At 36.5% G+C, this 25,455-nt stretch carries 28 protein-coding genes and 1 other RNA gene; 14 read left to right on the forward strand and 15 right to left on the reverse strand.

Translation table 11 applies throughout. The features are described 5' to 3' along the window. Positions 1–42 precede the first annotated feature (42 nt). The 5 genes from nhaC to OPF91_RS06110 all read right to left on the reverse strand — a co-directional run bounded on the left by nhaC (position 43) and on the right by OPF91_RS06110 (position 3,995). Positions 43–1,476, reverse strand: coding sequence for a Na+/H+ antiporter NhaC (gene nhaC / locus OPF91_RS06090; protein ID WP_264987803.1), 1,434 nt, complete (start codon positions 1,474–1,476; stop codon positions 43–45). A gap of 221 nt (positions 1,477–1,697) precedes the next feature. Next, positions 1,698–1,841: a hypothetical protein gene (locus tag OPF91_RS06095; RefSeq protein ID WP_264987804.1), complete on the reverse strand. Its 144-nt coding sequence runs from the start codon at positions 1,839–1,841 to the stop codon at positions 1,698–1,700. Between the two features lie 138 nt (positions 1,842–1,979). After that, positions 1,980–2,525, reverse strand: a complete 546-nt coding sequence (locus OPF91_RS06100; RefSeq protein ID WP_264987805.1) for a superoxide dismutase family protein — start codon at positions 2,523–2,525, stop codon at positions 1,980–1,982. A 91-nt stretch (positions 2,526–2,616) separates the two neighbouring features. Next, complete coding sequence (locus OPF91_RS06105) at positions 2,617–3,348, reverse strand: LysM peptidoglycan-binding and 3D domain-containing protein (protein WP_264987806.1); 732 nt, start codon at positions 3,346–3,348, stop codon at positions 2,617–2,619. 203 nt (positions 3,349–3,551) lie between these two features. Further along, positions 3,552–3,995 carry a DUF2269 family protein gene (locus tag OPF91_RS06110; protein WP_264987807.1) on the reverse strand — a complete coding sequence of 148 codons (444 nt, stop codon included), beginning with the start codon at positions 3,993–3,995 and terminating at the stop codon, positions 3,552–3,554. Between the two features lie 299 nt (positions 3,996–4,294). On the opposite strand from OPF91_RS06110, the gene OPF91_RS06115 reads away from it, so the two are divergent. Continuing rightward, on the forward strand, positions 4,295–4,933 hold the full coding sequence (locus tag OPF91_RS06115; protein WP_264987808.1) for a YfbR-like 5'-deoxynucleotidase: 639 nt from the start codon (positions 4,295–4,297) through the stop codon (positions 4,931–4,933). 126 nt (positions 4,934–5,059) lie between these two features. On the opposite strand, the gene ssrS is transcribed toward OPF91_RS06115, so the two are convergent. Further along, positions 5,060–5,252, reverse strand: a non-coding RNA gene (gene ssrS, locus OPF91_RS06120) — 6S RNA. Positions 5,253–5,361: 109 nt separating this feature from the next. Between ssrS and OPF91_RS06125 the strand changes: the two genes are divergently transcribed. Then, entirely contained in the window at positions 5,362–5,697 is a 336-nt protein-coding gene (locus OPF91_RS06125) for a zinc ribbon domain-containing protein YjdM (protein WP_264987809.1), read from the forward strand. Between the two features lie 333 nt (positions 5,698–6,030). Here the strand turns inward: OPF91_RS06125 and OPF91_RS06130 are convergent, their stop codons facing one another. Then, positions 6,031–6,231: a cold-shock protein gene (locus tag OPF91_RS06130; protein WP_264987810.1), complete on the reverse strand. Its 201-nt coding sequence runs from the start codon at positions 6,229–6,231 to the stop codon at positions 6,031–6,033. A gap of 284 nt (positions 6,232–6,515) precedes the next feature. Between OPF91_RS06130 and OPF91_RS06135 the strand changes: the two genes are divergently transcribed. Continuing rightward, positions 6,516–6,974, forward strand: a complete 459-nt coding sequence (locus OPF91_RS06135) for a hypothetical protein (RefSeq protein ID WP_264987811.1) — start codon at positions 6,516–6,518, stop codon at positions 6,972–6,974. A 203-nt stretch (positions 6,975–7,177) separates the two neighbouring features. Here OPF91_RS06135 and OPF91_RS06140 read toward each other — a convergent pair whose 3' ends face one another. Further along, the gene (locus OPF91_RS06140; RefSeq protein ID WP_264987812.1) at positions 7,178–7,816 is read right to left on the reverse strand and encodes a 3-oxoacid CoA-transferase subunit B; all 639 of its coding nucleotides are present in this window, start codon (positions 7,814–7,816) and stop codon (positions 7,178–7,180) included. A gap of 2 nt (positions 7,817–7,818) precedes the next feature. Continuing rightward, positions 7,819–8,526: a CoA transferase subunit A gene (locus OPF91_RS06145; RefSeq protein ID WP_264987813.1), complete on the reverse strand. Its 708-nt coding sequence runs from the start codon at positions 8,524–8,526 to the stop codon at positions 7,819–7,821. A 381-nt stretch (positions 8,527–8,907) separates the two neighbouring features. Here OPF91_RS06145 and OPF91_RS06150 point away from each other — a divergent pair, with 381 nt between their 5' ends. From OPF91_RS06150 to OPF91_RS06160, 3 genes are all read left to right on the forward strand, one after another. Then, the gene (locus tag OPF91_RS06150) at positions 8,908–9,591 is read left to right on the forward strand and encodes a hypothetical protein (protein WP_264987814.1); all 684 of its coding nucleotides are present in this window, start codon (positions 8,908–8,910) and stop codon (positions 9,589–9,591) included. Between the two features lie 232 nt (positions 9,592–9,823). Further along, positions 9,824–10,240, forward strand: coding sequence for an SRPBCC family protein (locus tag OPF91_RS06155; RefSeq protein ID WP_264987815.1), 417 nt, complete (start codon positions 9,824–9,826; stop codon positions 10,238–10,240). After that, complete coding sequence (locus OPF91_RS06160) at positions 10,237–10,554, forward strand: ArsR/SmtB family transcription factor (RefSeq protein WP_264987817.1); 318 nt, start codon at positions 10,237–10,239, stop codon at positions 10,552–10,554. Before OPF91_RS06155 ends, OPF91_RS06160 begins: the two co-directional genes overlap by 4 nt. A gap of 42 nt (positions 10,555–10,596) precedes the next feature. Here OPF91_RS06160 and OPF91_RS06165 read toward each other — a convergent pair whose 3' ends face one another. Further along, positions 10,597–11,370 carry a YqhG family protein gene (locus OPF91_RS06165; RefSeq protein ID WP_264987818.1) on the reverse strand — a complete coding sequence of 258 codons (774 nt, stop codon included), beginning with the start codon at positions 11,368–11,370 and terminating at the stop codon, positions 10,597–10,599. After that, the gene (locus OPF91_RS06170; protein ID WP_264987819.1) at positions 11,318–12,865 is read right to left on the reverse strand and encodes a DEAD/DEAH box helicase; all 1,548 of its coding nucleotides are present in this window, start codon (positions 12,863–12,865) and stop codon (positions 11,318–11,320) included. The genes OPF91_RS06165 and OPF91_RS06170 overlap by 53 nt, the downstream gene beginning before the upstream one ends. Before the next feature lie 158 nt (positions 12,866–13,023). Between OPF91_RS06170 and OPF91_RS06175 the strand changes: the two genes are divergently transcribed. Next, positions 13,024–15,120 (forward strand): choice-of-anchor I family protein, encoded by a 2,097-nt coding sequence (locus OPF91_RS06175; protein WP_264987820.1) that lies wholly within the window; start codon positions 13,024–13,026, stop codon positions 15,118–15,120. A gap of 47 nt (positions 15,121–15,167) precedes the next feature. Here OPF91_RS06175 and OPF91_RS06180 read toward each other — a convergent pair whose 3' ends face one another. Further along, the gene (locus OPF91_RS06180; RefSeq protein WP_264987821.1) at positions 15,168–16,217 is read right to left on the reverse strand and encodes an NAD(P)/FAD-dependent oxidoreductase; all 1,050 of its coding nucleotides are present in this window, start codon (positions 16,215–16,217) and stop codon (positions 15,168–15,170) included. Between the two features lie 153 nt (positions 16,218–16,370). Here OPF91_RS06180 and OPF91_RS06185 point away from each other — a divergent pair, with 153 nt between their 5' ends. The 4 genes from OPF91_RS06185 (at position 16,371) to OPF91_RS06200 (ending at position 19,670) form a co-directional block, all read left to right on the forward strand. Next, positions 16,371–17,024 carry a dienelactone hydrolase family protein gene (locus tag OPF91_RS06185; RefSeq protein WP_264987884.1) on the forward strand — a complete coding sequence of 218 codons (654 nt, stop codon included), beginning with the start codon at positions 16,371–16,373 and terminating at the stop codon, positions 17,022–17,024. After that, positions 17,017–17,973, forward strand: coding sequence for a LytTR family transcriptional regulator DNA-binding domain-containing protein (locus tag OPF91_RS06190; RefSeq protein ID WP_264987823.1), 957 nt, complete (start codon positions 17,017–17,019; stop codon positions 17,971–17,973). Before OPF91_RS06185 ends, OPF91_RS06190 begins: the two co-directional genes overlap by 8 nt. A gap of 144 nt (positions 17,974–18,117) precedes the next feature. Continuing rightward, positions 18,118–18,966 carry an ABC transporter ATP-binding protein gene (locus tag OPF91_RS06195; protein WP_264987824.1) on the forward strand — a complete coding sequence of 283 codons (849 nt, stop codon included), beginning with the start codon at positions 18,118–18,120 and terminating at the stop codon, positions 18,964–18,966. Then, the gene (locus OPF91_RS06200) at positions 18,963–19,670 is read left to right on the forward strand and encodes an ABC transporter permease (protein WP_264987825.1); all 708 of its coding nucleotides are present in this window, start codon (positions 18,963–18,965) and stop codon (positions 19,668–19,670) included. The genes OPF91_RS06195 and OPF91_RS06200 overlap by 4 nt, the downstream gene beginning before the upstream one ends. Before the next feature lie 14 nt (positions 19,671–19,684). Here the strand turns inward: OPF91_RS06200 and OPF91_RS06205 are convergent, their stop codons facing one another. Then, complete coding sequence (locus OPF91_RS06205; RefSeq protein ID WP_264987826.1) at positions 19,685–20,266, reverse strand: GNAT family N-acetyltransferase; 582 nt, start codon at positions 20,264–20,266, stop codon at positions 19,685–19,687. Positions 20,267–20,362: 96 nt separating this feature from the next. Here OPF91_RS06205 and pdxR point away from each other — a divergent pair, with 96 nt between their 5' ends. Further along, entirely contained in the window at positions 20,363–21,724 is a 1,362-nt protein-coding gene (gene pdxR, locus OPF91_RS06210) for a MocR-like pyridoxine biosynthesis transcription factor PdxR (protein ID WP_264987827.1), read from the forward strand. Between the two features lie 63 nt (positions 21,725–21,787). After that, positions 21,788–22,597, forward strand: coding sequence for an EcsC family protein (locus OPF91_RS06215; RefSeq protein WP_264987828.1), 810 nt, complete (start codon positions 21,788–21,790; stop codon positions 22,595–22,597). Here the strand turns inward: OPF91_RS06215 and OPF91_RS06220 are convergent. Then, positions 22,583–23,548, reverse strand: coding sequence for a quinone oxidoreductase family protein (locus OPF91_RS06220; RefSeq protein WP_264987829.1), 966 nt, complete (start codon positions 23,546–23,548; stop codon positions 22,583–22,585). The genes OPF91_RS06215 and OPF91_RS06220 overlap by 15 nt on opposite strands. Positions 23,549–23,601: 53 nt before the next feature. Between OPF91_RS06220 and OPF91_RS06225 the strand changes: the two genes are divergently transcribed. Next, positions 23,602–24,222: a hypothetical protein gene (locus OPF91_RS06225; protein ID WP_264987830.1), complete on the forward strand. Its 621-nt coding sequence runs from the start codon at positions 23,602–23,604 to the stop codon at positions 24,220–24,222. Positions 24,223–24,397: 175 nt separating this feature from the next. Here the strand turns inward: OPF91_RS06225 and OPF91_RS06230 are convergent, their stop codons facing one another. Beyond that, entirely contained in the window at positions 24,398–25,351 is a 954-nt protein-coding gene (locus OPF91_RS06230) for a methyl-accepting chemotaxis protein (protein ID WP_264987832.1), read from the reverse strand. Between the last annotated feature and the right edge of the window lie 104 nt (positions 25,352–25,455).

Below are 25,455 nucleotides of genomic sequence, written 5' to 3' on the forward strand. Positions count from 1 at the left end.
TAAACCTCACAAATGTAAGTTTCTTCTGTGAGGTTTATTTACTTATACGCCCGCTAGCTCTTTATCCTGCTCTTGGCTGCGCTTTTCTGCTGTAGCCATTTCTTCAGGTGTTAATTTCACAATTGCAAAACCAATATAGCCGTAAATAATGGAAATAATCGGTACAGTAAAGTTTAAAATAGCATATGGTGCATACTCCATTGCCCCGACACCTAAAGTAGCTAAAATAAATACGCCACATGTATTCCACGGAAAGAATACAGATGTTAATGTACCACCATCTTCTAATGCCCGAGAAAGATTTTTTGAGTGCAACCCACGTTTTTGATAGACATTCGCAAACATACGTGAAGGTACAACAATCGAAATGTATTGCTCAGAACACGTAGCATTCGTTGTAATACATGCTGCAATTGTCGCAGCAATTAAGCTACCTGTTGATTTAGCAAACTTCACAATCACATCCATCAATGCCTTCAACATACCTGAGTACTCTAAAATACCACCGAATGTCATCGCAACAATTGTCATTGAAACCGTGTTCATCATTGAATCCAAACCACCACGATTAAATAGCTCATCCACCATTGCGTTGCCAGTGGAAATTTCAAATCCCGCTTGCAGTGCTTGGACAGCCGCTGCTAGTGTTCCACCTTGTACAAAAATTTGCAATAAGAAACCTGAAACAATACCTATCAGTAACGCTGGAATCGCTGGTATCTTTTTGGCTACTAATACGATAACCCCAACAGGTACAAGTAATAGCCATGGTGAAATAACAAAACTTTCCTCCATCACTGAAAGCGTTGTCAAAATACTTTCTGATTTCATCGAAACATCAGCAAAACCTCTACCCATAATTGCAAAAACAACAAAAGAAATAATTAAAGCAGGTAGTGTTGTATAAAGCATATGTTTAATATGGTCAAATAAATCTGTCCCCGTTAAACCCGCTGCTAAATTTGTTGTATCTGAAAGCGGTGACATTTTATCGCCGAAGTAAGAACCCGAAATAACTGCACCAGCAATCATCGCTGCTGGGATTCCCATACTTAAACCAATCCCCATACCCGCAACACCAATTGTTGCCATTGTTGACCACGAACTTCCGATTGCTAACGAAACGATTGAACATAGCAACATAATTGTAACTAAGAACCACGCTGGTGAAATAAGCTTTAAGCCATAATAAATCATGGTAGCCACTACGCCACCACCAATCCACGCACCAATTACTAAACCGACTAAAATAATAATAACAATAGCAGGTAGTGCAAGACGTATCCCCTTATACATCATCTCTTCAATTTCCTGCCATTTAAAGCCATGCATTTTAGCAACAATTGCCGCTACAGTTGTTCCCACAATCAAAGGCACATGCGGACTTTGCTTTAGTTGCACTACTGTGATTATCATTGTGACAATCATAATTAAAAAAGTTAAAAAAGCCCATTTAGCACTAATCTCTTTTTTCATGACATCATCCCCTTTTTTGCACTTAAATTACTTCATTATCGTTCAAGACGCAAATATTTTTTTACGTTTTTTAGCTTAATATTCAAAAAATTAAAAGTCAACGCAAAGAAATTATGCCCCTCGAAGAAATTTAACTATTCAAGTGAAAAAAAGCGTTTCTAATGCACATAAAAAAGGACTGAATGAAATTTAATATCTTCATACAGTCCTTCAAATAATCATTATAAACTTGTAAAAAAACCTGCTGGATATTGTTCATTTGTCATCATTAGGTTGGACTCTTCTTGCTCATCACTTTCTAATGATAACTCTACTTCCTGATCCATTAAATATGTTTCAAACGTCGAATTTAATACTTTTTGCATAATAATCGCTCCTTATTTATTAGAATTTTCTGATAAACTTATTGTACAACATCATTTTAATGAAAATCAATAAATAATTGCGCATTATGCATGAAAAGTATAAAAATCATCTATTTTCAAGATAATTATAGTGAAATTCTATTGGATTACACCGCAAGCAATGCGTGCACCTGAATTACCTGATGGGTCCGTTTTATAATCATCTGCAGAAGCATGAATTACTAATGCCGTTCCTTCACCAGCTACTAGTGAATTCGCTGCATTTTTATCCAACGTCAGTCCCTCAGCTAAAAAATTCATATCTACTTGTCCATCTTGCCCTACTTCTAAATTCGGTAAATCACCTAAATGATAGCCTTTCGGATTCAGTTTACCATGCTCCTTATCTGTTGGATTAAAATGCGGTCCTGCTGATTCAAATGTTGGTGGTTCACATTTACCAACGGCATGTATATGAATCCCATGTGTACCCGTAGGCAAACCAGATAGGGCTAACGTCATTTTCACACCATTGCCTTCTTCTTCAAAGTAGGCATTTCCGTAGCTTTCATTATTCATTCCCATGACTTTTGCGGTTGCGGTTGCTGGTTGCGCATTGACTTCTACCTTTTGTTCACGTTTATCAAAAAATCCGCAGCCTCCTACCATCAATACAGATAACATTATGACACTCATTTTTTTCATTTTCATACCTCCTTCCTTTGGAGCGTGCCCAAACGATATAAATTTTATACAAAAAGCTCGCTACACATACTTAGTAACGAGCCTCCCTGTATTATTCTAATATTTTTACTGTTACAGTTTTCACACCCCATTGTCGGGCTTGTCCTTCCGTAGGGATAAAAACATCAATTTTATTCCCTTTAATAGCACCTCCTGTATCAGCAGCAACTGCTTCACCATACCCTTCCACCCACACTTTAGTACCTAGTGGAATGACACGTGGATCAACCGCAATTACTTTTAACTTAGGATTAGCACGTATATTCGTACCATTCGCTGTAATACCTGAGCATCCTGCACAATAGGCTGTATACGCCGTTGCTCGCATCGTATATGATTTTCCTGTACTAGTAGGACTCTTGGCTACTGATACTGGTTGTTTTCTAGATTGAATCGTAGGCTTCTCTTTAGCCGCAGATGCATCGACAGCTAAAACATCTCCTATAACAATTAAATTTGATTTAAGGTTATTCCATTTTTTTAACTCCGCTACTGTGATGTGATAATAGCGTGCAATACTAAATAATGTATCTCCTTTTGCAATACGATGTTGCTGGTTTGGTTTCTCTTTATTTTTTAGCTGTAATGTTTGTTCAGGATAAATCCAAATAGAGTCTATATCATTCAAGCTTTGCAACTCATCCACCGTTAAATTATATACTTTTGATATTCCCCATAAGGTATCACCATTCTTCACCGTATACAGCGCCGCAGAAGAAGGGCTCACAACTACACTAACACTTAAAAGCACCATTATGATTATCGCAATTATCCGTTTTCTCATTACCTGTAATACCTCCGTATTGTATAGTTTTTTAGACAATGACCACTTTAATGACATACATGGCCAAAACCAAGGTACTATGCTTGGTATTACAAGTTATTGCTTGAAAATTAGAAAATTATACAATATCCATCATATTTTTAGTGATTCAGGTAATATTATCTACATACAAAAAAATCACACCTCTTCAATTGGTGTGATTTTTACGACCATAGTATAGGCTTAGCTACCATCAGCCACAGCATAATTAATAATAAAATAATATATGTCCACGTTTTTTGCTGAAGCAAGGAAACAAATGTTGGCTGATGATATTCAGCTGTGCCAAATGTTTTTAATGTTGGCTTAAAGGCTCTCGCCAAGAAAACAATCGAAGCGAGCATAACAAGGACTGTTAAAACAACCCATGATGTATACCAAGCATAGCCTGCATACCACATCAATAGAATGCCTGATGTAACAAGAATATGTCCAGCGTGCTTCACAAGTGTAATGGCTCCTTGAAATACGGTAATATATGGTGACATTTCTTGCTGTGATGCTGTACGCATTCTTTTTACGATGACTAACATAACAAATAGCGGCCCAATCGATACAATCGCACTAATAATATGTATATAAAGAAGAAGTGTGTAAATAGATAGCATATAATATGCGCCCCTTTGCCTAGTTCTTTTTTTATTATACCATTCCCATCTCACCGATTTAGACGGCAAATGTGAAGCCTTTGTAAACAGATACTGAATCATTATTAAATTGTTTAAAAGTTGTTTCATATGGGGATTTTTTATTGTACGATGCTTGTATAATACCAATTACGCTCTAGCGTAATTGCGTCTGGATTTTATCTTGATTCAGTGGGCATTCACTAAATCAAGATAAAAAATAGGCATTCATCTCCTTCCCAAAGAGGAGAATGTCTTCTACGGAACCAATATAAAAAGGAGTGATTTTTATAGGTATTCATCAATTTTTTACAAGTCTTAATGATTTAGAGCGTATTATTCGCTGCCCTGGTCGCTTCAAATTTGAGGAACACAACGTAGCTGCCCATTCTTGGAAAGTATCACAATACGCTATGTTCTTTGCTACATTAGAGGAGATGGATGGTACAACGATTAACTGGAAATCTTTATATGAAAAAACCATTAATCACGATTTTGCCGAAGTATTTATCGGGGATATTAAAACGCCTGTCAAACATGCCAGCCCAGAGCTGAAACAAATGCTTGCACATGTTGAAGAAAAAATGATGGAAAAATTCATCATCCATGAAATCCCGACTGAATTTCAAGCTATATTTTTTGAACGGATGAAGGAGGGGAAGGATGGTTCAGTAGAAGGGCGCTTGCTTGAATTCGCCGACAAACTCGATCAATTCTATGAAGCCTTTGCAGAACTCAAACGTGGCAATACCGACAAGGAATTTGTGCATATGTACCAAAACGTATTAGCTAAATTATTAGCGATTCCGCTCCCTGCGACCGTTCGCTATTTCCGCACTGAAATTTTAAAGGATGCCGTTAAGGAAAAAACACATATTGATATTCAAGCCCTCACAAATGAAGTATTAATGGCTGAATAATAGTTACTAATGAAGTTTTCCGAGCCACTTATCACGGAAGGCTTTTTTTAATAGTTAATCTTTTTTAGAAGTAAAAAAGCACCTTAACCAATTTGGCTAAGATGCGTTATAGATAATGCTATGTAGGTAAAAGCCGCGTATGCCGTAGTTATTATAGAAAGTTTTAAACCACCACTCCTCAAAGTGGGTGTTCGCAGAAGTTTTCCTGCTTATCCTCATGCACCTTAGTGTGAGGCCCGTCATTCCAACTCCAATAATAAAACTCCCTTTTACAGCTTAAAGGTTAAAACTTAATATTATACGAACAATGCAGCCTTTAGAAATATAATAAAGCATCCTCAGGTGACTTGCAAGCAATATGCTACCCTTGTTTAGCTGTAAAAAGTATGTGAAAATAGTGTTGAGATAGTTAAAAGGAGGAATAGATAATGGCAGCATATCCAAATTGCCCGAAATGTAATTCGGAATATACATATGAGGACGGTACTAATTTTGTTTGCCCAGAATGTGCACATGAATGGAGCACAGTGGCAACAGAGCAAGAAGATACGTTAGTAGTGAAAGATGCGCATGGCAATGTGTTAGCAGACGGTGATTCCGTGACAATCATTAAAGATTTAAAGGTCAAAGGTAGCTCATCCACATTAAAAATTGGTACGAAGGTGAAAAGTATTCGTCTAGTTGAGGGCGACCACAATATTGACTGTAAAATCGATGGCTTTGGTGCAATGCAATTAAAATCAGAGTTTGTCAAAAAAGCATAAGATGGATTATGAATCGGTGTACACCAAAAATATTCGTGTACATCGATTTTTTTATGTCCATGAAGGTCTTAATGACGTTCTACTACATGTCACAGCTTTTTTACATTTTCATACTTAAATTTAAAATACAGATAATACTGAAAAATTGTTGATATGATAAAGAATACTACAAAATATAGGAGTATAAAATTTAAGGCTACTCTTCTACCAGCATACATAAAAACCATTCCCGCAACATCAGTTTAACTTAACTTCCTAAATTATAACTTATTTTGATTTTATCATATCAAATAAAAAAGCCACCCAATTAAGAGTGGCTTTTTTCATTAAAAATTAAAGTTTTACGATGTTTGCAGCTTGTGGTCCGCGTTGACCTTCTTCTACTGTGAATTCAACTTTTTGACCTTCTTCTAATGTTTTGAAGCCTTCACCTTGGATAGCTGAGAAGTGAGCGAATACGTCTTGTCCGCCTTCTACTTCGATGAAACCAAAACCTTTTTCTGCGTTAAACCATTTTACTGTACCTTGTGTCATTTGAATGACCTCCATTAATTATATTCAATAAAATCAGACGACTTGAAAAAAATCACATATTACAAAAAGTATCCATCAAAACACGATTACCCTTTGTAATATGTGATTTCATTGTTTCATTATGAACGACTTTATTACATTTAATATACACTAAAAAATTACCTTTGTCTAGTGCAACGCAAACAATTTCATCATAAATATACACTTTATCTCTCACTTGGTTGCTCCATTTGTATAATTTAACGCTATTTTGTACATAGATGGTAGTAATAAAGGAGGTTATTATGTTGAAAAAATTATATTTTGTCTTATTCATTATAATGATATTTATAGTGGGCTGTACTAAGAAGGAAGCGCCTAAGGAAGTTGCTGTACACACTGACACAACCGTTAGTGATATTGTTGGTGAAGTTATCAAAAACCAATTTGTAGTAGAAGAAAAGGATGGTATCGTCAATATTTATATCCATGATGCCGATGTCAAAAATGGTTCTAAAAATCAAATTCTAAAGGATTCCGCCAAAATTTTTGCTGAACTATCCAAACTGAAAACGGTCAAAACACCTGCTATTTCTTGGTCTGCTCCATTAGATTCGGTAGATAGTGACGAAAAATCAACAGAGGTACTCAACATTTACTTTAGTGAAGAGGATTTTCGCAAAGTCGATTGGGCACTGTATAGTCAGCTTAACCTCGAATCCATTGCCAGCCATTATCAGCAGCATGAGCTTTTAGGTGATTAAACACAACTAAAACGATTAGCAATTTATCTACGCCGTTTTGCCACTGATGTTACGTTGCACTACACTTTCGCACAATAAACATCTGTCGATTGTCTACTAAGTTTTGTCGAATACCTACAAAGTCGTGTCGATTGTCTACGAAACCTCGCTTATTTCTATAAAGCGCATGAAATCAATTGATACTTGATTTCATGCGCTCTTCCTTATATACCGTCAATGACCGTAAATGCTGCGGCTGTCTTTTCCTGCACTTCAGCTAAAGTAACGCCTTCTGCCAGTTCAATCAACTGCATACCCTGCTCTGTAAAGTCAAAGACGGCAAGCTCTGTAATCAAGCGATGAACAACACCTTTTCCTGTTAACGGTAACTCACATTGCTTTTTAATTTTCGGCTCGCCATTTTTATTGACATGCTCCATTACAACAACAACCCTTTTTGCACCTGCAACAAGGTCCATTGCACCGCCCATGCCCTTTATCATTTTCCCTGGAATCATCCAGTTGGCTAAATCACCTGTTTCCGATACTTCCATTCCACCTAAAATGGCTAAATCAATATGTCCACCACGAATCATAGCAAACGATTCCGCACTATCAAAAAATGATGCACCTGCTACGGCCGTGACAGTTTCTTTACCAGCATTAATTAAATCCGCATCCACTGCTTCTGTGACAGGATAAGGCCCAATACCTAACAAGCCATTTTCTGATTGTAATAACACCTCATAATGAGATGGAATTGCGTTAGCAACAAGTGTCGGAATACCGATACCTAGATTAACATTCATACCATTTTGAATTTCTTTTACCGCACGATTCACAATTTTTTGTCTTGTATCCATCCTCATGCTTCCCCCCTCGCTACTGTTAAACGTTCAATGCGTTTAGCGTAATTTTCACCAAGTAATACACGTTGAACAAAAACACCTGGTGTATGGATATGATCTGGATCAAGCTCGCCCACTTCAACAATTTCCTCAACTTCCACAATCGTAATTTGCCCTGCCATTGCAGCAAGTGGATTGAAGTTTCGAGAAGTTTTACGATAGACTAAATTTCCTAACTTATCGGCCTTCCATGCTTTGACAAGTGCAAAATCTGCGACAATTCCGCGCTCTAAAATATAGTCTTTGCCTTCAAAATTTTTAATTTCTTTCCCATCAGCTACTGGTGTTCCTACCCCTGTTGGTGTATAAAAGCCTGGAATACCTGCTCCCCCAGCACGTAAACGCTCAGCTAATGTTCCCTGTGGTGTTAGCTCTACTTCCAATTCACCATTTAAAAATTGCTGCTCAAATGTTTTATTTTCACCAACATAAGAGGAAATCATTTTTTTTATTTGCTTATTAGCTAATAAAAGACCTAACCCCCAATCATCTACACCACAGTTGTTACTCACAACGGTTAGCTCATTTGTTCCCTTTTGCACTAAGGCGGCGATTAGCTTTTCAGGAATACCACATAATCCAAAGCCACCAACAGCTAATGTCGCACCATTCGGAATATCTGCAACCGCTTTCTCAAATGAATCCCATACTTTCACATTTCCCATGTCCATACCCCCTAAAATTACTCACTTCAAAAATCTACCTCATTATTATTTTACAAGTTATTGAACTTAGTTGCCCATAAAATTTTTTAATGTCGAATTTTTAACCAAATTTTAACCTTCATCATTTAAAATGCGCTTTAAGACCCAATTCACCACCAAATCTTAAGTAATACTATTATGGATAATAATTGAAATAAACAATACCATAATTATTTATTTTTCCATTTTTTAAAAATAAAAAATATAAAAGAACATTTAGACCTATAGTTTAACAAAAAAACTGAATCTATATAACTAGTTCAATGTCTTTTTGAAAATCTCTTGTTCTATAATCAAAAGAAGAATTTTGTCATAAAATATCAAAAATTGGAGCTGGTAGAAATGTTGAAACAATTGTTAGAAGAACGTATTGCTAATTTGCCCTATATGAATTTAATCTTTCAATCACATATTTATGAACTACAAAATTGCAAAGAAGTTTTAGGACTTGAAGCAACTTCAATCCACATTCAAAACAATAAAATAGTCGCTGGCTATATGGTAGACCAAAGAATATTTCTCAAAAGTATGGCTTATGGCACAACTACCGTTTCATTTACAAATGGTAAGCATGAAGCTGTAGTTCAACTGTTCATTAAACCTTCGGGCGAGATTACAGTAGAAATAACACCATATGTAGGTAATTTCGATATAGTACCTGTTTATTTCCGCACCATATTAACAGATACGATTATAGCCATTGATTTAAAAGATGCTTTAAAAAATTATTTAGTACGTCAAGGAATAATGAATCAAGCAGACGATATTATGGAAGTGCATTATCAGTCTATGCATCCAAATGTTTTGAAAAACTCCTATGCAGGTAATTTTGTTTTAGGTCTCCACCCTGATGGCAGAAATATTAGTAATACAGAGGAGTACGCATTAGCTAATCGTATAGCAAATTTACATTTTTCAAAAATTATCATGCAGCGACAAGGACAAAAAATAGCTCTCTCAAATAAAATACTTTTAACATTTATGATAAGCAATAAAATATTTGTCACACAAGAACTACTCATGTAAAGGAAACTTATATGCTAATGTTTCTTTCGTTCTAGCTAGCTTATTAACTATGGAAATTGAAAGAAAAGAATTTTAGAAGATTGGCTTATACATCTTTTACATAAGAATTGCACCCTTCTTTATTGTGCTCATTAAAAGTGAATATACACAACTTACCATTGACATATAACCATAAGGTGTTATAAATTTATAACACCTTATGGTTATATTAAAGAAAAAAGGAGCTATTTAAATGACTGAGAATATTGTTAAAACAATTCTACTAAATGCACCTATTGAAAAAGTATGGGCGACAGTCTCTACTGCTGATAGTATTGCTACATGGTTTATGCCAAATGATTTTCAACCAATTGAAGGACATGCATTTACATTACAATCCCCGTTCGGCCCTTCACCTTGCCGTGTGGAAAAAGTAGATGCTCCTCATTTTTTACACTTTATCTGGGATAATGATGGCTGGTTTGTCACATTTGAATTAAAAGAGGTAGGGGCACAAACAGAATTCACCTTAACACATGGAGGCTGGAAAGAGGACACACATATTATTCCAAAAGCAAATATGTCGGTTGAAGCTGTGCGTAAAAACATGGATGGCGGCTGGACAATGATTATTGGCCAAAAATTAAAACAAGCTGTAGAGACTCCATGACACAGCTTGCTGTAAAATATGATGTTTTTCAAGCCATCGCTGATCCAACAAGACGACATGTCCTACAGCTCCTTGCAACACAGGACCGCCCTATTTCACATCTAGCAGAGCATTTCGACATAAGTCGTACTGCTGTAGTCAAGCATTTAAAAGTGCTGGAACAAGCTGAGCTTGTGTCTGCACGTAAGCAAGGGCGCGAAAAAATCTATACATTACATGCCAACCGCCTAAAAGAATTGGAGGACTGGCTACAATACTTCAACCTATTTTGGGACAATAAACTATCACAGCTACAAACGATTGTAGAAAACTAAGTTGTGGAAAGAATCCGTATTATAGTATGCGGATTCTTTCATTTATAAAAGATAAAACACCCCTCCATTCACAATATCAACTTTAATTTTCGCCGTATAACGCTCTGCCAATGCCTTCTTTTCCAATACATAATGCTCAGGCTTTTCTTCAATATCCTCATAAAAATAATCTAATACGCGTTGATCGCGCTGCCACCTACGCCATGCCTCGTCTGCCCATTTATGATCTTCTTGTGCAATAATGGCTTGAATCGCAGCATTTAATCGCTCTACCCCTCTTAACGGTTTAATAATTGGCTGAACATGAAAAATATGATCGGCTGGTTCTATGTCTAAATCTCGTATAGCTATACTATCTTGAAAATTTTCTTTCATGACACCTGTTAATAAATTAATGCCTAATGAATATAACGTCTCCTTCGTACAATCACAGCAATAGGACACTTTGTAATTGATAGCTAACCATGGCGTTAAAATAATTTGCCCTAACGAATCATCCACTGTTTCATACAATTGCACATATGAGCCTAGTTCCCTTGTGGCATGAAAAATACGGTGCAGTATAGGTGAACCAAAATGAACCTTTACTCCCCCTATACTGTTCTCTGCTGGATTTGTAATACATGTGATAGTCGCAGGAGCAGGTTCACTATTAGTCGCCTCAATATATTGCCAATAAAAAGGTCGATTCATTATTTTTTTATCAATCTCTCCCGTTAATTGCACAGTTAAATAATCAATCGTATCTTGTAAAATGGCGCAGTTACTCTCCAGAAAGAATTGACGTAAATACTGATGAATTTGCTGTGAATGCATGATTCCCTGCTCCCTTCAAGTTCGTTAAAATCGCATCTAAATCACCAATCACTTGCTCAAAAACATCAATTTTCGTATGCAATCTTTCTAGAATTCGCTCTTCAATGGTATTAACAATAGCAAGATTATAAATATGCACATCATGCTCCTGCCCTAAACGATGCACACGACCAATACGTTGTTCTAATTTCATCGGATTCCATGGTAAATCATAATTAATCACATGATGGCAAAATTGCAAGTTAATGCCCTCACCACCTGCCTCCGTAGCAATTAATACCTGTGCCCTGTCTCGGAATAGCTGTTTCATATAATCCCGTTTACTTTTATTGAATTTCCCATTAAACAATACGCTTGTAATGCCTTTCGTATGCAAATACCATTGCAGGTAAAGTTGGCTAGCTCGATATTCAGTAAATAATATGACTTTATCCTTTGCCTGTTCAATAATTTCGACAGCCTTCTCCGCTTTGGCATTCACATCTAAAGCCATCACCTTGTTAAGTAGTGCCTCCACCTGTACACCAGCATCCAACATTTTTGTTAAGGTTAAAGCTGTTGCCTCCTTGCTGCTACACATTTCCTTTTGCAAAGTCATGCGTAAAAAAGGCTCCGTTATTTCTAACGTACTCAACATGTCGTAAACTTCTCTCTCTGCCTCTGTAAATTGCACAGGTACAATTTGCACACGGCGGCTTGTCCATTCAATACCCGTATCATCTCGACGATTGCGCACCATGACCTGATTGACTAAATCCTTTAGAAAGTCTGCATGCTCATTTGTGGAAAATGTCGCTTGGAATGCCTCATAATTTCCTAAATGACCTGGCTTTAATAATGAAATCAAATAAAATATTTCTAAAATATCGTTTTGAATCGGTGTAGCCGTTAATAATAAGCAAAACTTCTTCTTTAACCCTTGTACAAAATCATATACTTGTGTTTTATGATTTTTTAATCGATGTGCCTCATCAATAATGATGATGTCATAATCCTGTGCATAAATACGCTCCCGATGTGGGCTCTTTTTAGCTGTATCCATACTCATAATCAGTACATCATGACGCTCAATTTGTACATTCTTTTTATAAGCAGTAGCTGGAATATGAAATTTCATCGTTAATTCTTCTATCCATTGATTGATTAACGATGCTGGTGCTAAAATTAATGCTCTTTTCACCAAGCCACGCAATAAATACTCCTTTAAAATCAAGCCTGCCTCAATTGTTTTTCCAAGTCCCACCTCATCTGCAAGAATCGCCTTCCCATTCATACGATTAATAACCGTTTCAGCCGCTTCCACTTGATGGGCTAATGGCTGCAATTGGGGTAAATATTTTGGCGCTTGCAATTCGGTAAAATCAGGAATTAGCTGCATTTTTGTGATTTCATAATTCATTTTATATAACGTCCAACTATCCCATTTTGTGTGCTGTTGAAGTCTATCTAGAAAGCCATTTTGCCACTCAGACGACATCTCTATTTCCACCGTCATCACCTCATGTCGTTATTTCTAACTTAGAATGTCCAAAAAACGCTAAGCTATTACTCATACGGATAAAGAGAATATTCTATTTCTTTAACTATTCTTAACATTCCCTTTACATTCAACATGTACTATTAAACTAACTTTACTTGGAGGTATAGAATGATATGAAATTCAAAAATTTAGCAGCACTAACAGCAGGATGTGCCATTGCATTGACTAGCTTTTCACTTGGAGGAGCACCATTAGGAGCAAAGGCTGAGACAATGTTAAACCTTAATGTCACATCCCGTTATGATTCTGGGGTCCAAAATGAGGATGGCGGTACAACGGAGATTGTTGCCTATAATGCCGATAATCAAAAATATTATGTGATTAATGGCACAACAAAACAAATTGAAGTGGTATCTCTACCAAACTCGAAGTCATATACAGCTTTAAAAGCTGAAAAAAGCATCAATCTTGAAGAAGGCATCAAAAAAATCAAACCAACCTTTACATATGGAGATGTAACAAGTATTAGCATTAATACAGCATTAAATACGATTGTCGTAGCTGTACAAGCTGCTGGTACGAATGATAATGGGCTAGCTGTATTTTTAAATTATGACGGTATTATTCAGCATGTTGTTGAAGCAGGTAAACAGCCTGATATGGTTACCTTTACACCAGATGGTAAAAAGGTGCTTGCAGCCAATGAAGGTGAGCCACGTGAAGGCTATGATAAAGCGATTGATCCAGAAGGTAGTGTGAGTATTATTGATGTATCAAATGGTATCACGAACGCTACAGCACAAACAGTGTCATTTAAAGCAATGGATGCACAACGTGATAAATTAGTCGCAAATGGTGTCATCATCAAGAAAAATACCCTACCTTCTGTGGATTTTGAGCCTGAATATATAACAGTTAATCAGACAAGTGATAAAGCATATGTGACATTACAGGAAGCCAATGCGATTGCTACGCTAGATTTAACAAAGAACGAATGGACAAATGTGCAATCACTTGGCTTTAAAGACCATAGCCTGGAAAAAAATGCACTCGATTTTATGAAGGATAAAAAAATTGCCATTACAACTGAAAATCTGCTAGGTATGTATATGCCTGATGGAATTGCTAACTATGAGGTAAATGGCAAAACTTATTTAGTAACAGCCAACGAAGGTGATTCTCGTGATTGGAATGGTTATTTGAACGAAAAGGAAACAACATTAAAGGATAATGAAGTAGTACTTTTTGATACAACAGACTACGATGGTGTAGACGCTACTAAAACGTATAGCTTTGGTGGTCGCTCATTTTCTATTTATGAAGCAGACACAATGAAGCAAGTTTATGACAGTGGCAGTGATTTTGAAAAAATTATTGCAGAAGCCTTACCTGAATACTTCAATGCCTCTAACAATAATACGAAGCTAGATAATCGTAGTGGTAAAAAAGGGCCTGAGCCTGAGGATGTAAAAATTGGGCAAATCGGTGATCGACTATATGCCTTTATCGGTATTGAGCGTATTGGTGGTATTATGATGTACGATATTACAAATCCACACGCACCAACCTTTGTGCAATATGTGAATAAACGTGATTTTAGTGGCGATATAAAGGGCGATGTCTCTCCAGAAGGTCTGTCATTTATTTCAGCTGAGCAAAGTCCGACTGGTTTACCAACATTGCTTGCCGCACATGAGGTAAGCGGTACAGTGACAGCCTATACAATCGGTGCAGATGCAGCAGTAACATTTGCAGATATTCAAGGGCATTGGGCACAGGAAGCCATTGAACATTTAGCTAATGCAGGAATATTCAAAGGTGTTACAAAAGAGCAGTTCTATCCTGAAGAACAGCTAACAAGAGCTCAATTTATCGCAGTATTAGGTCGTACACAGCAGCTTACATCTACTGCTACTGCACCATTTACAGATGTGAGGTCAACAGATTACTTTGCGCAAGCTGTTGCATGGGCAGTTGAAAATAAATTGATTGCTACAGCAACGAACCAATTCAAGCCATACGATGCGATTACACGTGAAGAAGCGGCACAGGTTTTATATCGTTATTTACAGCTAACTGGCTATGAATTCTCACAGTCACAGGCAAAACAATTATACACAGATGATGCGACAATTGCTCCTACTGCCAAAGAAGCGATTTATGCCCTTCAGCAAGCTGGCATTATGACTGGTAATGAGCAACAACAATTTTCACCACAAGCTACTTTAACACGAGCAGCAGCAGCGACGATTTTACAACCATTATTCTAACAGAAAGCCCTCCACCTTATGATGAAGTGGAGGGCTTTACCTATATACTATTTCAATATTCCTTTTAAAAGCTCTTTATTACGTTGTTTGAACAAATCATTATGGGAGGATACAATCCCGCCCTCCATCGCATCTGGCTCAATATATTTCTTCGCACTATTTACTGCATGTAAGGCATCATGGAATGTGGCTGCAATGAGATGAATTTTACCTTCGTGATGTAAAATATCACCTGCCGCATACAATCCTGGCACAGAAGATGCACTCTGAATTGTACCCGAAATATAGTAATCATGCTCACGTTCAATGGCAAGCGGACTATTATCCAATAACTCCTTATCACGTACATAGCCATGGCTAATCACTACCTCATCTATTGGTAGCTCTGTGACATCACCTGTTTCATGGTTAACTAGTGCTACTGCCTTAATCATCCCCTGCTGGTCATCAGCAATGAGCTTTGTAATCTCTGTATTGAAAAAGCACTCGATTGTACTATTTAGCAATTCTGTTATCTGTGCCTCATGCGCAGATAACGTATCTTTGCGATATGTTAAATATACTTGTGACGCTACTTCCATTAATTCTAAAGCCCAATCAACAGCTGTATTGCCTCCACCAGAAATAATAACTGTTTTATCCTTAAATTTTTCATAAGACTTAATCGTATAATTTAAGTTGGATACCTCAAAACGCTCTGCACCTTCAATTTCGATTTTCAGTGGATTTAAAATACCGCCTCCAATCGCCACGATGACTGTTCGTGAATAATGAATATTCCCCGATTCAGCCGTCAGCACAAAATAGCCATCCTCATTTTTAGCAATCGATAAAATTTTTTCATCTGTATAAATGGCTGGATTAAATGTTAAGGCCTGTTCAATTAATTGATTAATCAATTGCCCACCTGTAATAGGTGTCACACCCCCGACATCCCAAATCATTTTTTCAGGATATACATGGATCTTGCCTCCAAGCTGTGGCTGTGACTCAATTAGCTTCGTCTTCATTTCACGTAATCCACTATAAAAGCTTGAATACAAGCCAGCTGGACCACCACCAATAATTGTTACATCATATAATTCTTGCTCTAACACTACAAACACACCCTCTACTTTGTTTTCACATCTATTTTCACTATCTCAATCATTTCATTATTGAATAATGCCTTGTATGCTTAAAAAAGCTTATGAATAGCATTAATTTCATTATACGATAATGATAATCATTATCAAGAATAAAATGAAAATATTTTCTCCCTTCCTCTTTCTTTTGATACACTATTAAAAAATACTACGGAGGTCACGATGAATAAAAAAGTTTTTATTCTTCCTGAAATATATGGTGTGAATGATTTTATTCACCAACAAGCCTCACAATATCAAAATGAATATACTACTGTTGAGTATGTGTCACTGTCCTCTACAACTCGTATTTTTCCATACACACAAGAGGAAGAAGCTTATCATTATTTCATAAAGGAAATTGGCTTTGATAGCCCACTAAAGGAATTAACACGCAGAATCGAGGAGGCTACTATCATTTATGATGCGGTTGTAGTCATTGGTTTTAGTGTTGGTGCAGCATTAGCCTGGCGATTATCCACACTTCCTATCCAGCAAGTTATTTGCGTTTACGGCTCACGTATCCGACAATATCTTGATACGATTCCTAGCTGTCCAACATTGGTCATTCTTCCTACAGAGGAAAAAAGCTTTGATGTTCAAACATTAAAAGAGGCTCTTACCACAATACCTAATACTCAAGTAAGGCAATTCAGTGGTCAACATGGCTTTATGGACAAAAATAATGCCAACTATTGTGCTACAAGTTGTACACAGGCACAATCTGCAATTTTACATTTTTTATCTAACACATGTAAAGGAGATTCCTATGATGATTGAACAAAAAAGTATCCACATTGACCCTTATATTGAAGGTGGCAATGTTATTTATCCAAGCTTTCAACTTTCTTTACAGCAAAATAGTATTACTGGCATTCATACAGATGTATCGAAAATTGCTACATTAATGAGCTGGTTTAGGAAGCAAAGCAATACTTTTACCCATTTTCGTGATACTGCTTTATATGAACGCTTAACCGTAACAGAATATGCTCATTTTTGCTTACAGCTTTTCCATCCTTCTGCTGAAAAAATAACAGACTTACTAAAGCAGCTTGCATTATTTGAACAAAAAAACGTTAAAATCAATAAGCTATCGAATGGTGAAAAACAGCGTTTAGCTTTCATTCCTATATGTCTCAACAAAGAAAGAATACAAATTTTAGAAGAACCATTCCAAAATATGGACCAATTTTCCAAACAAATCATACTCCAGTTATTACATACTGCTCAAAAATGTGATAAACAAATTATTTTGCTATCAAGTAATTTAGAAGATTTGATGTTATCTAGCACATATGTATATCGACTAGATACAACAGGTTTGCATAAATTGGATTTTAAAGAAGATGATATAGAAACAAACCCATTAACTTTAACACACACGCCTATAAAAATCCATAAAATACCAACAAGAAAAAATGATAAAATGATTTTATTTAATCCTCCTGAAATAGATTATATTGAAAGTGTAGAAGGCATTGTTTCTTTATATGTAGCAGGAGAGGCTTATCCATGCACATTAACATTAAATGAATTAGAGCAAAAACTGACACCATTTGGCTTTTTCCGAAGTCATCGCTCCTATATTGTTAATTTGCAAAAAGTGCGAGAAATTATTACTTGGACACGCAACAGCTATAGCTTAGCTTTAAATAGTAATGATAAAACCATTGTGCCTTTATCGAAAAATAAATTAGCTGATTTAAAAGAAATACTTGGAATTTAGTCGATTTCCCAGGAAATGAAACAACTCCTGTCAGTTGAAATATACCTCCACTAACATCTATTTTTCCTCCTCTCATCCATAATATAATGTGTAGCTCTCTATAACTCATTATCGTATAGCTATCAACTAACAGGAGGTTGCAACATGAACAATGTGATTGAGGTACAACATTTACAAAAAAAGTTTAATAAGGAAACTGCATTACAAGATGTTTCTTTCACGATTCAAAAGGGAGAAATTTTCGGTTTTCTTGGACCAAGTGGCTCTGGTAAAACTACAACCATTAAAATTTTAACTGCACAAACTGAAAAAACAGCTGGCGAGGTTTTGTTATTTGGCCGCCCTGCAAATGAAATGAGATACAGTCAAAATCGTAAACGTTTTGGTATTTTAACCGACAACAGTGGCTTGTATACAAGACTTTCTATTGAAGAGAATTTAGCATTATATTGTCAGTTATATAATCTACCAAATAAATCCATAAAAGAAGCCTTGGATTTTGTCAATTTATACAATGAACGCCAAAAGAAAATTAGTCAGCTTTCTAAAGGCATGATTCAACGTGTTACATTGGCACGTGCTATTATGCACAAGCCTGAGCTATTATTTTTAGATGAACCAACTTCTGCTCTTGATCCTGTTAATACACAGCATATTTATAATGGTCTACGTCAATTGAATGCGATGGGAACGACAATTTTTTTAACAACGCATGATATGAATGAGGCTGAAATACTGTGCAATCAGGTTGCCTTTTTACACAAGGGAAAAATTCGTGCAATTGGTGCGCCAAAAGAATTAAAGAAGCAATTTGGCAAGGATTCAATCACTGTTGAACTAACAAATGGTCAAATTGAACATATCGCACATGGCGCACAGGATGCCGAAAAGCTCTATCACTGGATGCAAGCCAATGAAGTTTCTCGTCTTTATACAAATGAACCAACATTAGGTGATATTTTTATGCAAATAACGGGGAGTGATTTAGTATGAATATTTCAATGACACGTATACAAGCCATTTTCATGAAGGATTATAAGGAGTTTTCTCGTAATTATGCAGTATCTGCGATGGTGTTATTACCATTAATTTTAGCCTTTGTTTATAGTAAGACAGGTGCAAATGATCTCAATGCTTATTTTTTACCAATCAATATCGTCTTCTCTGTTGTGACAACCTATGTACAATGCTGTTTAATTGCTGAAGAGAAAGAAAAGAACACTTTGCGTAACTTAATGCTTTCTCCTGCTTCACTTGGTGATATTTTAATTGGAAAAAGCCTTTTCGTTTTCATTGTGACTATCATTATTTTAGCTTTAACCATTTTTCTTGTTGGCTATGAGCCTGCTAATATAGTCATTTTAGCTATTGCTTTAGTAGTATCATCCATATTCTATATTGCTCTTGGTACATTATGTGGATTATTTGCTAAAACAATTATGGAAGCATCCATTATTGTATTACCTGTCATGTTCCTTTTCTCATTTGGACCATTGGCACTGTTATTAGCCACTAATTACCCTATTTTAAAAGTAGCTGAATGGCTACCAAGCTCACAATTATTGCTCTTAGCTGAAGCATTAGAAACAGGTTATACACTAACAGATATAGTCATTCCACTTGTAGCTATCATTGCATGGAGCATTGTCGCTTGGTTTATTACTGGTGTGGTCTATAAAAAAAGAATGGTCGATTAATCCGACCATTCTTTTTAATGTCTCTCCATCAATCTCTCTAAATTGCTCTTCACTTGTGGCCATTCCTCTAATGTAATACTGTACATCACCGTATGACGAATTGTGCCATCTCTACGTATCATATGGTTACGCAAAACACCCTCTTTTACAGCCCCAAGACGCTCAATTGCTTTTTGAGAACGATTATTTTCATGGTCTGTTTTAATTTGTACACGCTGTAATTGAAGCACCTCAAAGCAATATTGGAGCAACAAATATTTGCAATTTGTATTCACCGCTGTACGCCAATACGCAGGAGTAAGCCATGTAAAGCCTATCTCTAATCGTCCATGATTGTCATCAATATCCATAAAGCGAGTAGAACCGATAATGGCTCCTGATGCTTTATCAATAATGACAAAAGGAAATTCCTTACCTTGCTCTTTCACCATTAATGCACTTTTGATAAAACTTTCTACAGCATCCATACTATCTAGCGCTACAGACATATGTGACCAAACTTCTGGATAGCTCCCTGCCTCGAAAATTCCCTGTGCATCTACCTCTGTCAAAGGCTTAAGAATAACTGTATCATTTTCCAATGCTCTAAATTTCATGCTGTCTCACTCCTTTGTTTCCTATTTAAACGCAAAATTGATATGATGAATATAACCAATTTTCAAAAATTAGACCATACCAAGAGGTGTATAACAATGGAGCTTTCAATTACATTCACTAATACGACAGCAAAATATATACAAATTTACGAGGAAATCAAACAAGCTATCTTACATAAAAAACTCCATGCACATGAACAGCTTCCCTCTAAACGATTACTTGCACAAACATTGAATGTTAGCATCCATACAATTAAAGAGGCCTATGAGCAATTATTAGCAGAGGGCTATATTTATAGTAAGGAGCGCACTGGTTATTTTATAGCGCCCTTTGAGTTTGAATGGGGACAACCATCACATCAACAAACGTCTCGCCCACTAGCTTCGACTGCTGATACAATTCAATTCGATTTTAATAGTGGGCATGTGGATAAAGAGCATTTTCCATTTGCACATTGGCAAAAACTTTTCAAAAAACAGCTCCATGCAGAAAATTTAATAACGAGCTCTTGGCAAGGTGAAGTATTACTACGTGAGGAAATTGTACACTATGTTAGTCGCTCAAGAGGTGTTGTTTGTGAGGCATCCCAAGTGTTTATCTATAATGGGACGCAAAGTCAGCTTCAAGCACTATGCCATTTCTTCGGTACAAAAACACAGGTTGGTTTAGAGGAACCTGGCTTTCCTAGAGTGCGCGCAACCTTTCAGCAATGTGGCTTAGCTATCAATGCTATTCCTGTTGATGATTTAGGTGTAACGATACCAACAACAGCTACACATATACTCTATACCACACCAGCTCACCAATTTCCACTCGGTATGGTCATGCCAATGGAGCGACGTATTGCTTTACTACAATGGGCTATCGCCAGTGACGCTTATATTATTGAAGATGATTATGATTCTGAGTTTCGTTATAAGGGTTTGCCGATTCCTTCCCTTGCTAAACTAGACCAATTACAACGTGTGATTTATTTTGGCACATTTTCTAAAACCTTGATTCCATCATTACGTATGAGCTATATGATTTTACCAATGGCGCTCGTACAGGCTTTTCAAGATTTTTATAGACAGCAAAAATCAACTGTTTCCAAAATAGACCAGCTTGTCCTTGCAGATTTTATGCTTCAAGGATTCTTTGATAAGCATCTTGCAAAAATGAGGACAATCTATCGAAAAAAGCAGCAGACACTCATAACCGCTATTCAGACTTATTTTTCGCAGGATTTCGAGGTCATTGGTGAAAAATCAGGATTACATATTATTATCAAGCTCCCTAAGTACTTAACAGAAAAGGATGCCATCCAAAAAGCATTCGCAGTAGGCATTCAAGTATATCCTTGTTCAACTTCTTTTCACTCGCTAAACGATGATGCTATGATTATCATCGGCTATGGTGGATTATCCATCCCGCAAATAACAGAGGGCATTCGACTACTTGCTCGAGCTTGGCAATAACTCGAAACTTTTTCTTTCGTTTTGCGTATGTTAATTAATGAAAAATGAAGGGAATTTAACAATATGGAGAATCGGGACTATTTACAGCAGCACCTACAAGAAATTCAAGCATGGGAAAAAGACCAGCAAGGCTTGTGGTTTTGGGAAAAGCTAGGTCGCATACCGTTTATGCTACTCGATAAAATGACACCTGCCTTTTTACAGAAAAAAATTGCGGTGCTCGTTGATGAGCTCGGCAGTTATATTCAATCAGGTGGTAAATATTTAGTGGATGAACAAGCAATGATTAAAAAAATCCGTAGTCAATCTTCCTATCAAAATATTTTTGCCATTACAGATATTGGACAAATGCCATTGGAGGATATGGTGACATTGAGTAATAAGCTCCAAAATGAGCGTGTAAAATTAGCTACTGTTCAAGGAGCTTCTACAGGGATTGGGGGTATCTTTACATTAGCCATTGATATCCCATTTATTTTAGGGATGGCTTTAAAGACATTGCAGGAAATTGCCATTATTCATGGCTATGACCCAAATGATAAAATGGAGCGTATTTTTATTGTCAAATGCCTACAATTTACCTCAGCTGATATTGTTGGTAAAGAGGCTATTTTAAAGGAATTGTCTGCCATGCATGAAACAAATCGAGCATCTGAAAATATGATTGCTCAGCTACAAGGCTGGAAGGAAGTTTTCTACACATATCGTGATCATTTTGGGTGGAAAAAGCTGTTTCAAATGATTCCTGTCGCTGGTATTATTTTTGGTGCGTTCGCCAATAAAGGCATGATACAGGATATTGCTGAAACAGGCATCATGCTTTATCGCAAACGACGTATTTATGAAAAATTAAAAGAATTAGAGACGAATTAAAATTTTTCCCTGATGCTGACGGCTTTCCATTAATCGATGTGCTTCCTGTATTTCTGATAAAGCAAAAATTTGTGCAATCGGAATTTGGAAGCTATCGTCTTTTAACATTTCAAAAAGAGGTTGTGCCACTTCTTGTAGAATAGCGGGCTTTAATGCTCTAGTCGTACCTAAGCTAAAGCCTTTGACATTGCGACAGCTACTGTGTAAATCGGATGTTTTAATCATACCAGCCTGCCCACTGCTATTACCAAATTGGACAAGTGTGCCATAAGGGGCTAAGCATTTCAAACTTTCTTCTGTTACATGTCCTGCTATGGAATCAAAAATAATCGTAGCCCCTTGATGATTTGTATACGTATTGACCTGTTCACTAAATTTTTCATATGTTAGGACATGATGTGCCCCAAGCTGATAAACAATATCCGCCTTTTCTTGCTTACTGACAACACCGATAATACATTTAGCTCCTAGTCTTTTTGCCATTTGTACAAGCATCGTCCCTACTCCACCAGATGCTGCATGAATCACTACACAGTCATCAGTCTGAATGGGGGCAATTTGATGTGTCAGTAGATAGGACAAAAAAGCAACAGTTGGAGCAGCAGCAACTTTTTCAAATGAAACATCCTCAGGTACTTTAAATACTAATGATTCTGAGGCAACAACGTATTCTGCATATGCTCCGCTTTTTGGAAAAGCAATAACCCTGTCTCCTTTTTGAAACAAGCTACCTTCACCAGCTTCCTCAATCACTCCTGCCATATCTAAACCAAGCGTCATTGGAAAAATGCCCTTTGCCTTACCACCCGTCCGATTTTTAATATCTGCAAAATTAACACTCGTATAGCTTGTTCGTATTAATACTTCACCCTCAGCAATCGTTGGTTTTGGACAATCTACATATGTTAAAACATCTGCTGTCCCAAATTCATTAATGATTACAGCTTTCATAAAATTTCCCTCCCCTGTTATAGTAAAATCATAACATATTAAGAAGGGATTTTATGAAAATTAAACCAAAAACAAACCAGTATAATGATATAACCTATCACCATTTTGATAACCAAAGTGATAAAATTTGCTTTATGTTCTCGGGCACAGGCTATACATATGACAAACCACTCCTCTACTATCCAACCTTACTAATGCTCGAGCTTGGTTATAATGTAGTACACGTTTGCTATGAATTTCAACAATCGCAATTTGAGCAAACACCCGAGGAAATTTCGAAAATGGTTCAACAAGTCGTTCAGCCTATTGTGAACTATTGCATTGCTAGTAAATCTTATACAGAGGCTATTTATTTCGGAAAATCACTTGGGACATTACCTATTGTTGATTTTTATATACAACAGCAAAGTGACATCCCTTGTCGCTTTATACTGTTAACACCGCTATTATCCTTGACACATGTTATGCAAAATTTGCAGAACAAACATGCTTTTATTGCCATTGGTACAAATGACCCTCACTATAGTCAGGAGCGAGTAGCAGCATTGTCCTCACATCAGCTCACTGTCATTGACAATGCAGACCATTCATTGGAGATAATCGGAGATATTGATACATCGATTACAATTTGTCATACATTAGTAAATGCACTGAAAACCTATCTACAACAATAAACACTTCCTATAACTGTTCATCGAACGCTATCCGTCAGTTTTGGGGTTCTATCCGTCACTTTGAAAGTTCTATCTGTCTGTTCAGCTATTTTATCCGTCACTCTTCGGATTCTATCCGTCCGCCCAATAAAAAACAGATTGCATCCATGTCATGATGAGGATACAATCTGTTTGTTTATTTAGTAGATGGGAAATGCTTTACTTGGTCTACTGCCTCTAACAATTTTTTCGTTACGATTTCAGATTCATCAATATGATTCGTTAACACACGATTCGTTTCATCAAATAAAGCTGTTGTCGTTTGAAATTTATTCATCACATCTTCATTTGATATTTTTTGATTTTTAATGAAGCCTAGTAGCTCATTCACCCCTGTTTGAACATTCGTCATAATTTGTAATAAGTTATCAATTTGAGCAGAGGTTTTAGCACTTTTTTCGATTCCCTCTGTTACCAATTGCATATTATTCTTATTATCCTCATAGGCTTGAGCTACTTGCTCCTCAATTTTTTTCGTCAAATTAGCAATGTCTTCTGTACTTGTTTTTGTACTTTCTGCTAATTTCCGCACCTCTTCCGCAACTACTGAGAATCCCTTCCCATGCTCCCCTGCTCTGGCCGCTTCAATAGAGGCATTCAAAGCCAATAAATTCGTTTGGTTGGAAATTTCACCAATAACATTCACGATTTCAGCAATTTGCTTTGAACGCTCACTTAAATTGCTCATACTTGAGGATGTTTTTTGCGATTGCTCTCCTAAGGAATCAATTAGCTGTTCTACTTCATGAACGGCTTGCTTACTTTCTACTGATAATGTCACCATCTGATTGGATGATGAAATCAAAGAATTACCCTTATCCAATGCATTTTCTGAAATATGATTGGACTGAATCGTACTGTTCTCTACCTTATTAAATTCGCCTAAAATTTCGCCAACCATTTCCCCTAAAATCACATGCTGATTATTTACTTTATCATGCTGCTCAATTGTTGCAATAATGTCTTTATGTAATTCATTTAAAAAGATTTGAAATTCATTGTCCTTCTTATCGAGTTTTGCGTTCAACTCATCAATTTTTGCTTTAAACTGTTCCACATCTTCTTTTTTTGATTGAAATACCGTGAACATTGCCCATCACCTCAAGTAAAATTTTGCTTTCCTGCTAATTTTACTTAGTTTCCTCACATTAATCAATTATCCCTTTATTCTTTACATTACAAAAAAATCCCTTT

Source organism: Lysinibacillus piscis (assembly GCF_026012395.1).
Taxonomy (GTDB): domain Bacteria; phylum Bacillota; class Bacilli; order Bacillales_A; family Planococcaceae; genus Lysinibacillus; species Lysinibacillus piscis.

Bases quoted from the DNA above. Each gene is read 5' to 3' on its own strand.
- nhaC (WP_264987803.1), bottom strand. From the start codon at position 1,476: ATGAAAAAAGAGATTAGTGCTAAATGGGCTTTTTTAACTTTTTTAATT.
- OPF91_RS06095 (WP_264987804.1), bottom strand. From the start codon at position 1,841: ATGCAAAAAGTATTAAATTCGACGTTTGAAACATATTTAATGGATCAG.
- OPF91_RS06100 (WP_264987805.1), bottom strand. From the start codon at position 2,525: ATGAAAAAAATGAGTGTCATAATGTTATCTGTATTGATGGTAGGAGGC.
- OPF91_RS06105 (WP_264987806.1), bottom strand. From the start codon at position 3,348: ATGAGAAAACGGATAATTGCGATAATCATAATGGTGCTTTTAAGTGTT.
- OPF91_RS06110 (WP_264987807.1), bottom strand. From the start codon at position 3,995: ATGCTATCTATTTACACACTTCTTCTTTATATACATATTATTAGTGCG.
- OPF91_RS06125 (WP_264987809.1), top strand. From the start codon at position 5,362: ATGGCAGCATATCCAAATTGCCCGAAATGTAATTCGGAATATACATAT.
- OPF91_RS06130 (WP_264987810.1), bottom strand. From the start codon at position 6,231: ATGACACAAGGTACAGTAAAATGGTTTAACGCAGAAAAAGGTTTTGGT.
- OPF91_RS06135 (WP_264987811.1), top strand. From the start codon at position 6,516: ATGTTGAAAAAATTATATTTTGTCTTATTCATTATAATGATATTTATA.
- OPF91_RS06140 (WP_264987812.1), bottom strand. From the start codon at position 7,816: ATGGATACAAGACAAAAAATTGTGAATCGTGCGGTAAAAGAAATTCAA.
- OPF91_RS06145 (WP_264987813.1), bottom strand. From the start codon at position 8,526: ATGGGAAATGTGAAAGTATGGGATTCATTTGAGAAAGCGGTTGCAGAT.
- OPF91_RS06150 (WP_264987814.1), top strand. From the start codon at position 8,908: ATGTTGAAACAATTGTTAGAAGAACGTATTGCTAATTTGCCCTATATG.
- OPF91_RS06155 (WP_264987815.1), top strand. From the start codon at position 9,824: ATGACTGAGAATATTGTTAAAACAATTCTACTAAATGCACCTATTGAA.
- OPF91_RS06160 (WP_264987817.1), top strand. From the start codon at position 10,237: ATGACACAGCTTGCTGTAAAATATGATGTTTTTCAAGCCATCGCTGAT.
- OPF91_RS06165 (WP_264987818.1), bottom strand. From the start codon at position 11,370: ATGCATTCACAGCAAATTCATCAGTATTTACGTCAATTCTTTCTGGAG.
- OPF91_RS06170 (WP_264987819.1), bottom strand. From the start codon at position 12,865: ATGACGGTGGAAATAGAGATGTCGTCTGAGTGGCAAAATGGCTTTCTA.
- OPF91_RS06175 (WP_264987820.1), top strand. From the start codon at position 13,024: ATGAAATTCAAAAATTTAGCAGCACTAACAGCAGGATGTGCCATTGCA.
- OPF91_RS06190 (WP_264987823.1), top strand. From the start codon at position 17,017: ATGATTGAACAAAAAAGTATCCACATTGACCCTTATATTGAAGGTGGC.
- OPF91_RS06195 (WP_264987824.1), top strand. From the start codon at position 18,118: ATGAACAATGTGATTGAGGTACAACATTTACAAAAAAAGTTTAATAAG.
- OPF91_RS06200 (WP_264987825.1), top strand. From the start codon at position 18,963: ATGAATATTTCAATGACACGTATACAAGCCATTTTCATGAAGGATTAT.
- OPF91_RS06205 (WP_264987826.1), bottom strand. From the start codon at position 20,266: ATGAAATTTAGAGCATTGGAAAATGATACAGTTATTCTTAAGCCTTTG.
- pdxR (WP_264987827.1), top strand. From the start codon at position 20,363: ATGGAGCTTTCAATTACATTCACTAATACGACAGCAAAATATATACAA.
- OPF91_RS06215 (WP_264987828.1), top strand. From the start codon at position 21,788: ATGGAGAATCGGGACTATTTACAGCAGCACCTACAAGAAATTCAAGCA.
- OPF91_RS06220 (WP_264987829.1), bottom strand. From the start codon at position 23,548: ATGAAAGCTGTAATCATTAATGAATTTGGGACAGCAGATGTTTTAACA.
- OPF91_RS06225 (WP_264987830.1), top strand. From the start codon at position 23,602: ATGAAAATTAAACCAAAAACAAACCAGTATAATGATATAACCTATCAC.
- OPF91_RS06230 (WP_264987832.1), bottom strand. From the start codon at position 25,351: ATGTTCACGGTATTTCAATCAAAAAAAGAAGATGTGGAACAGTTTAAA.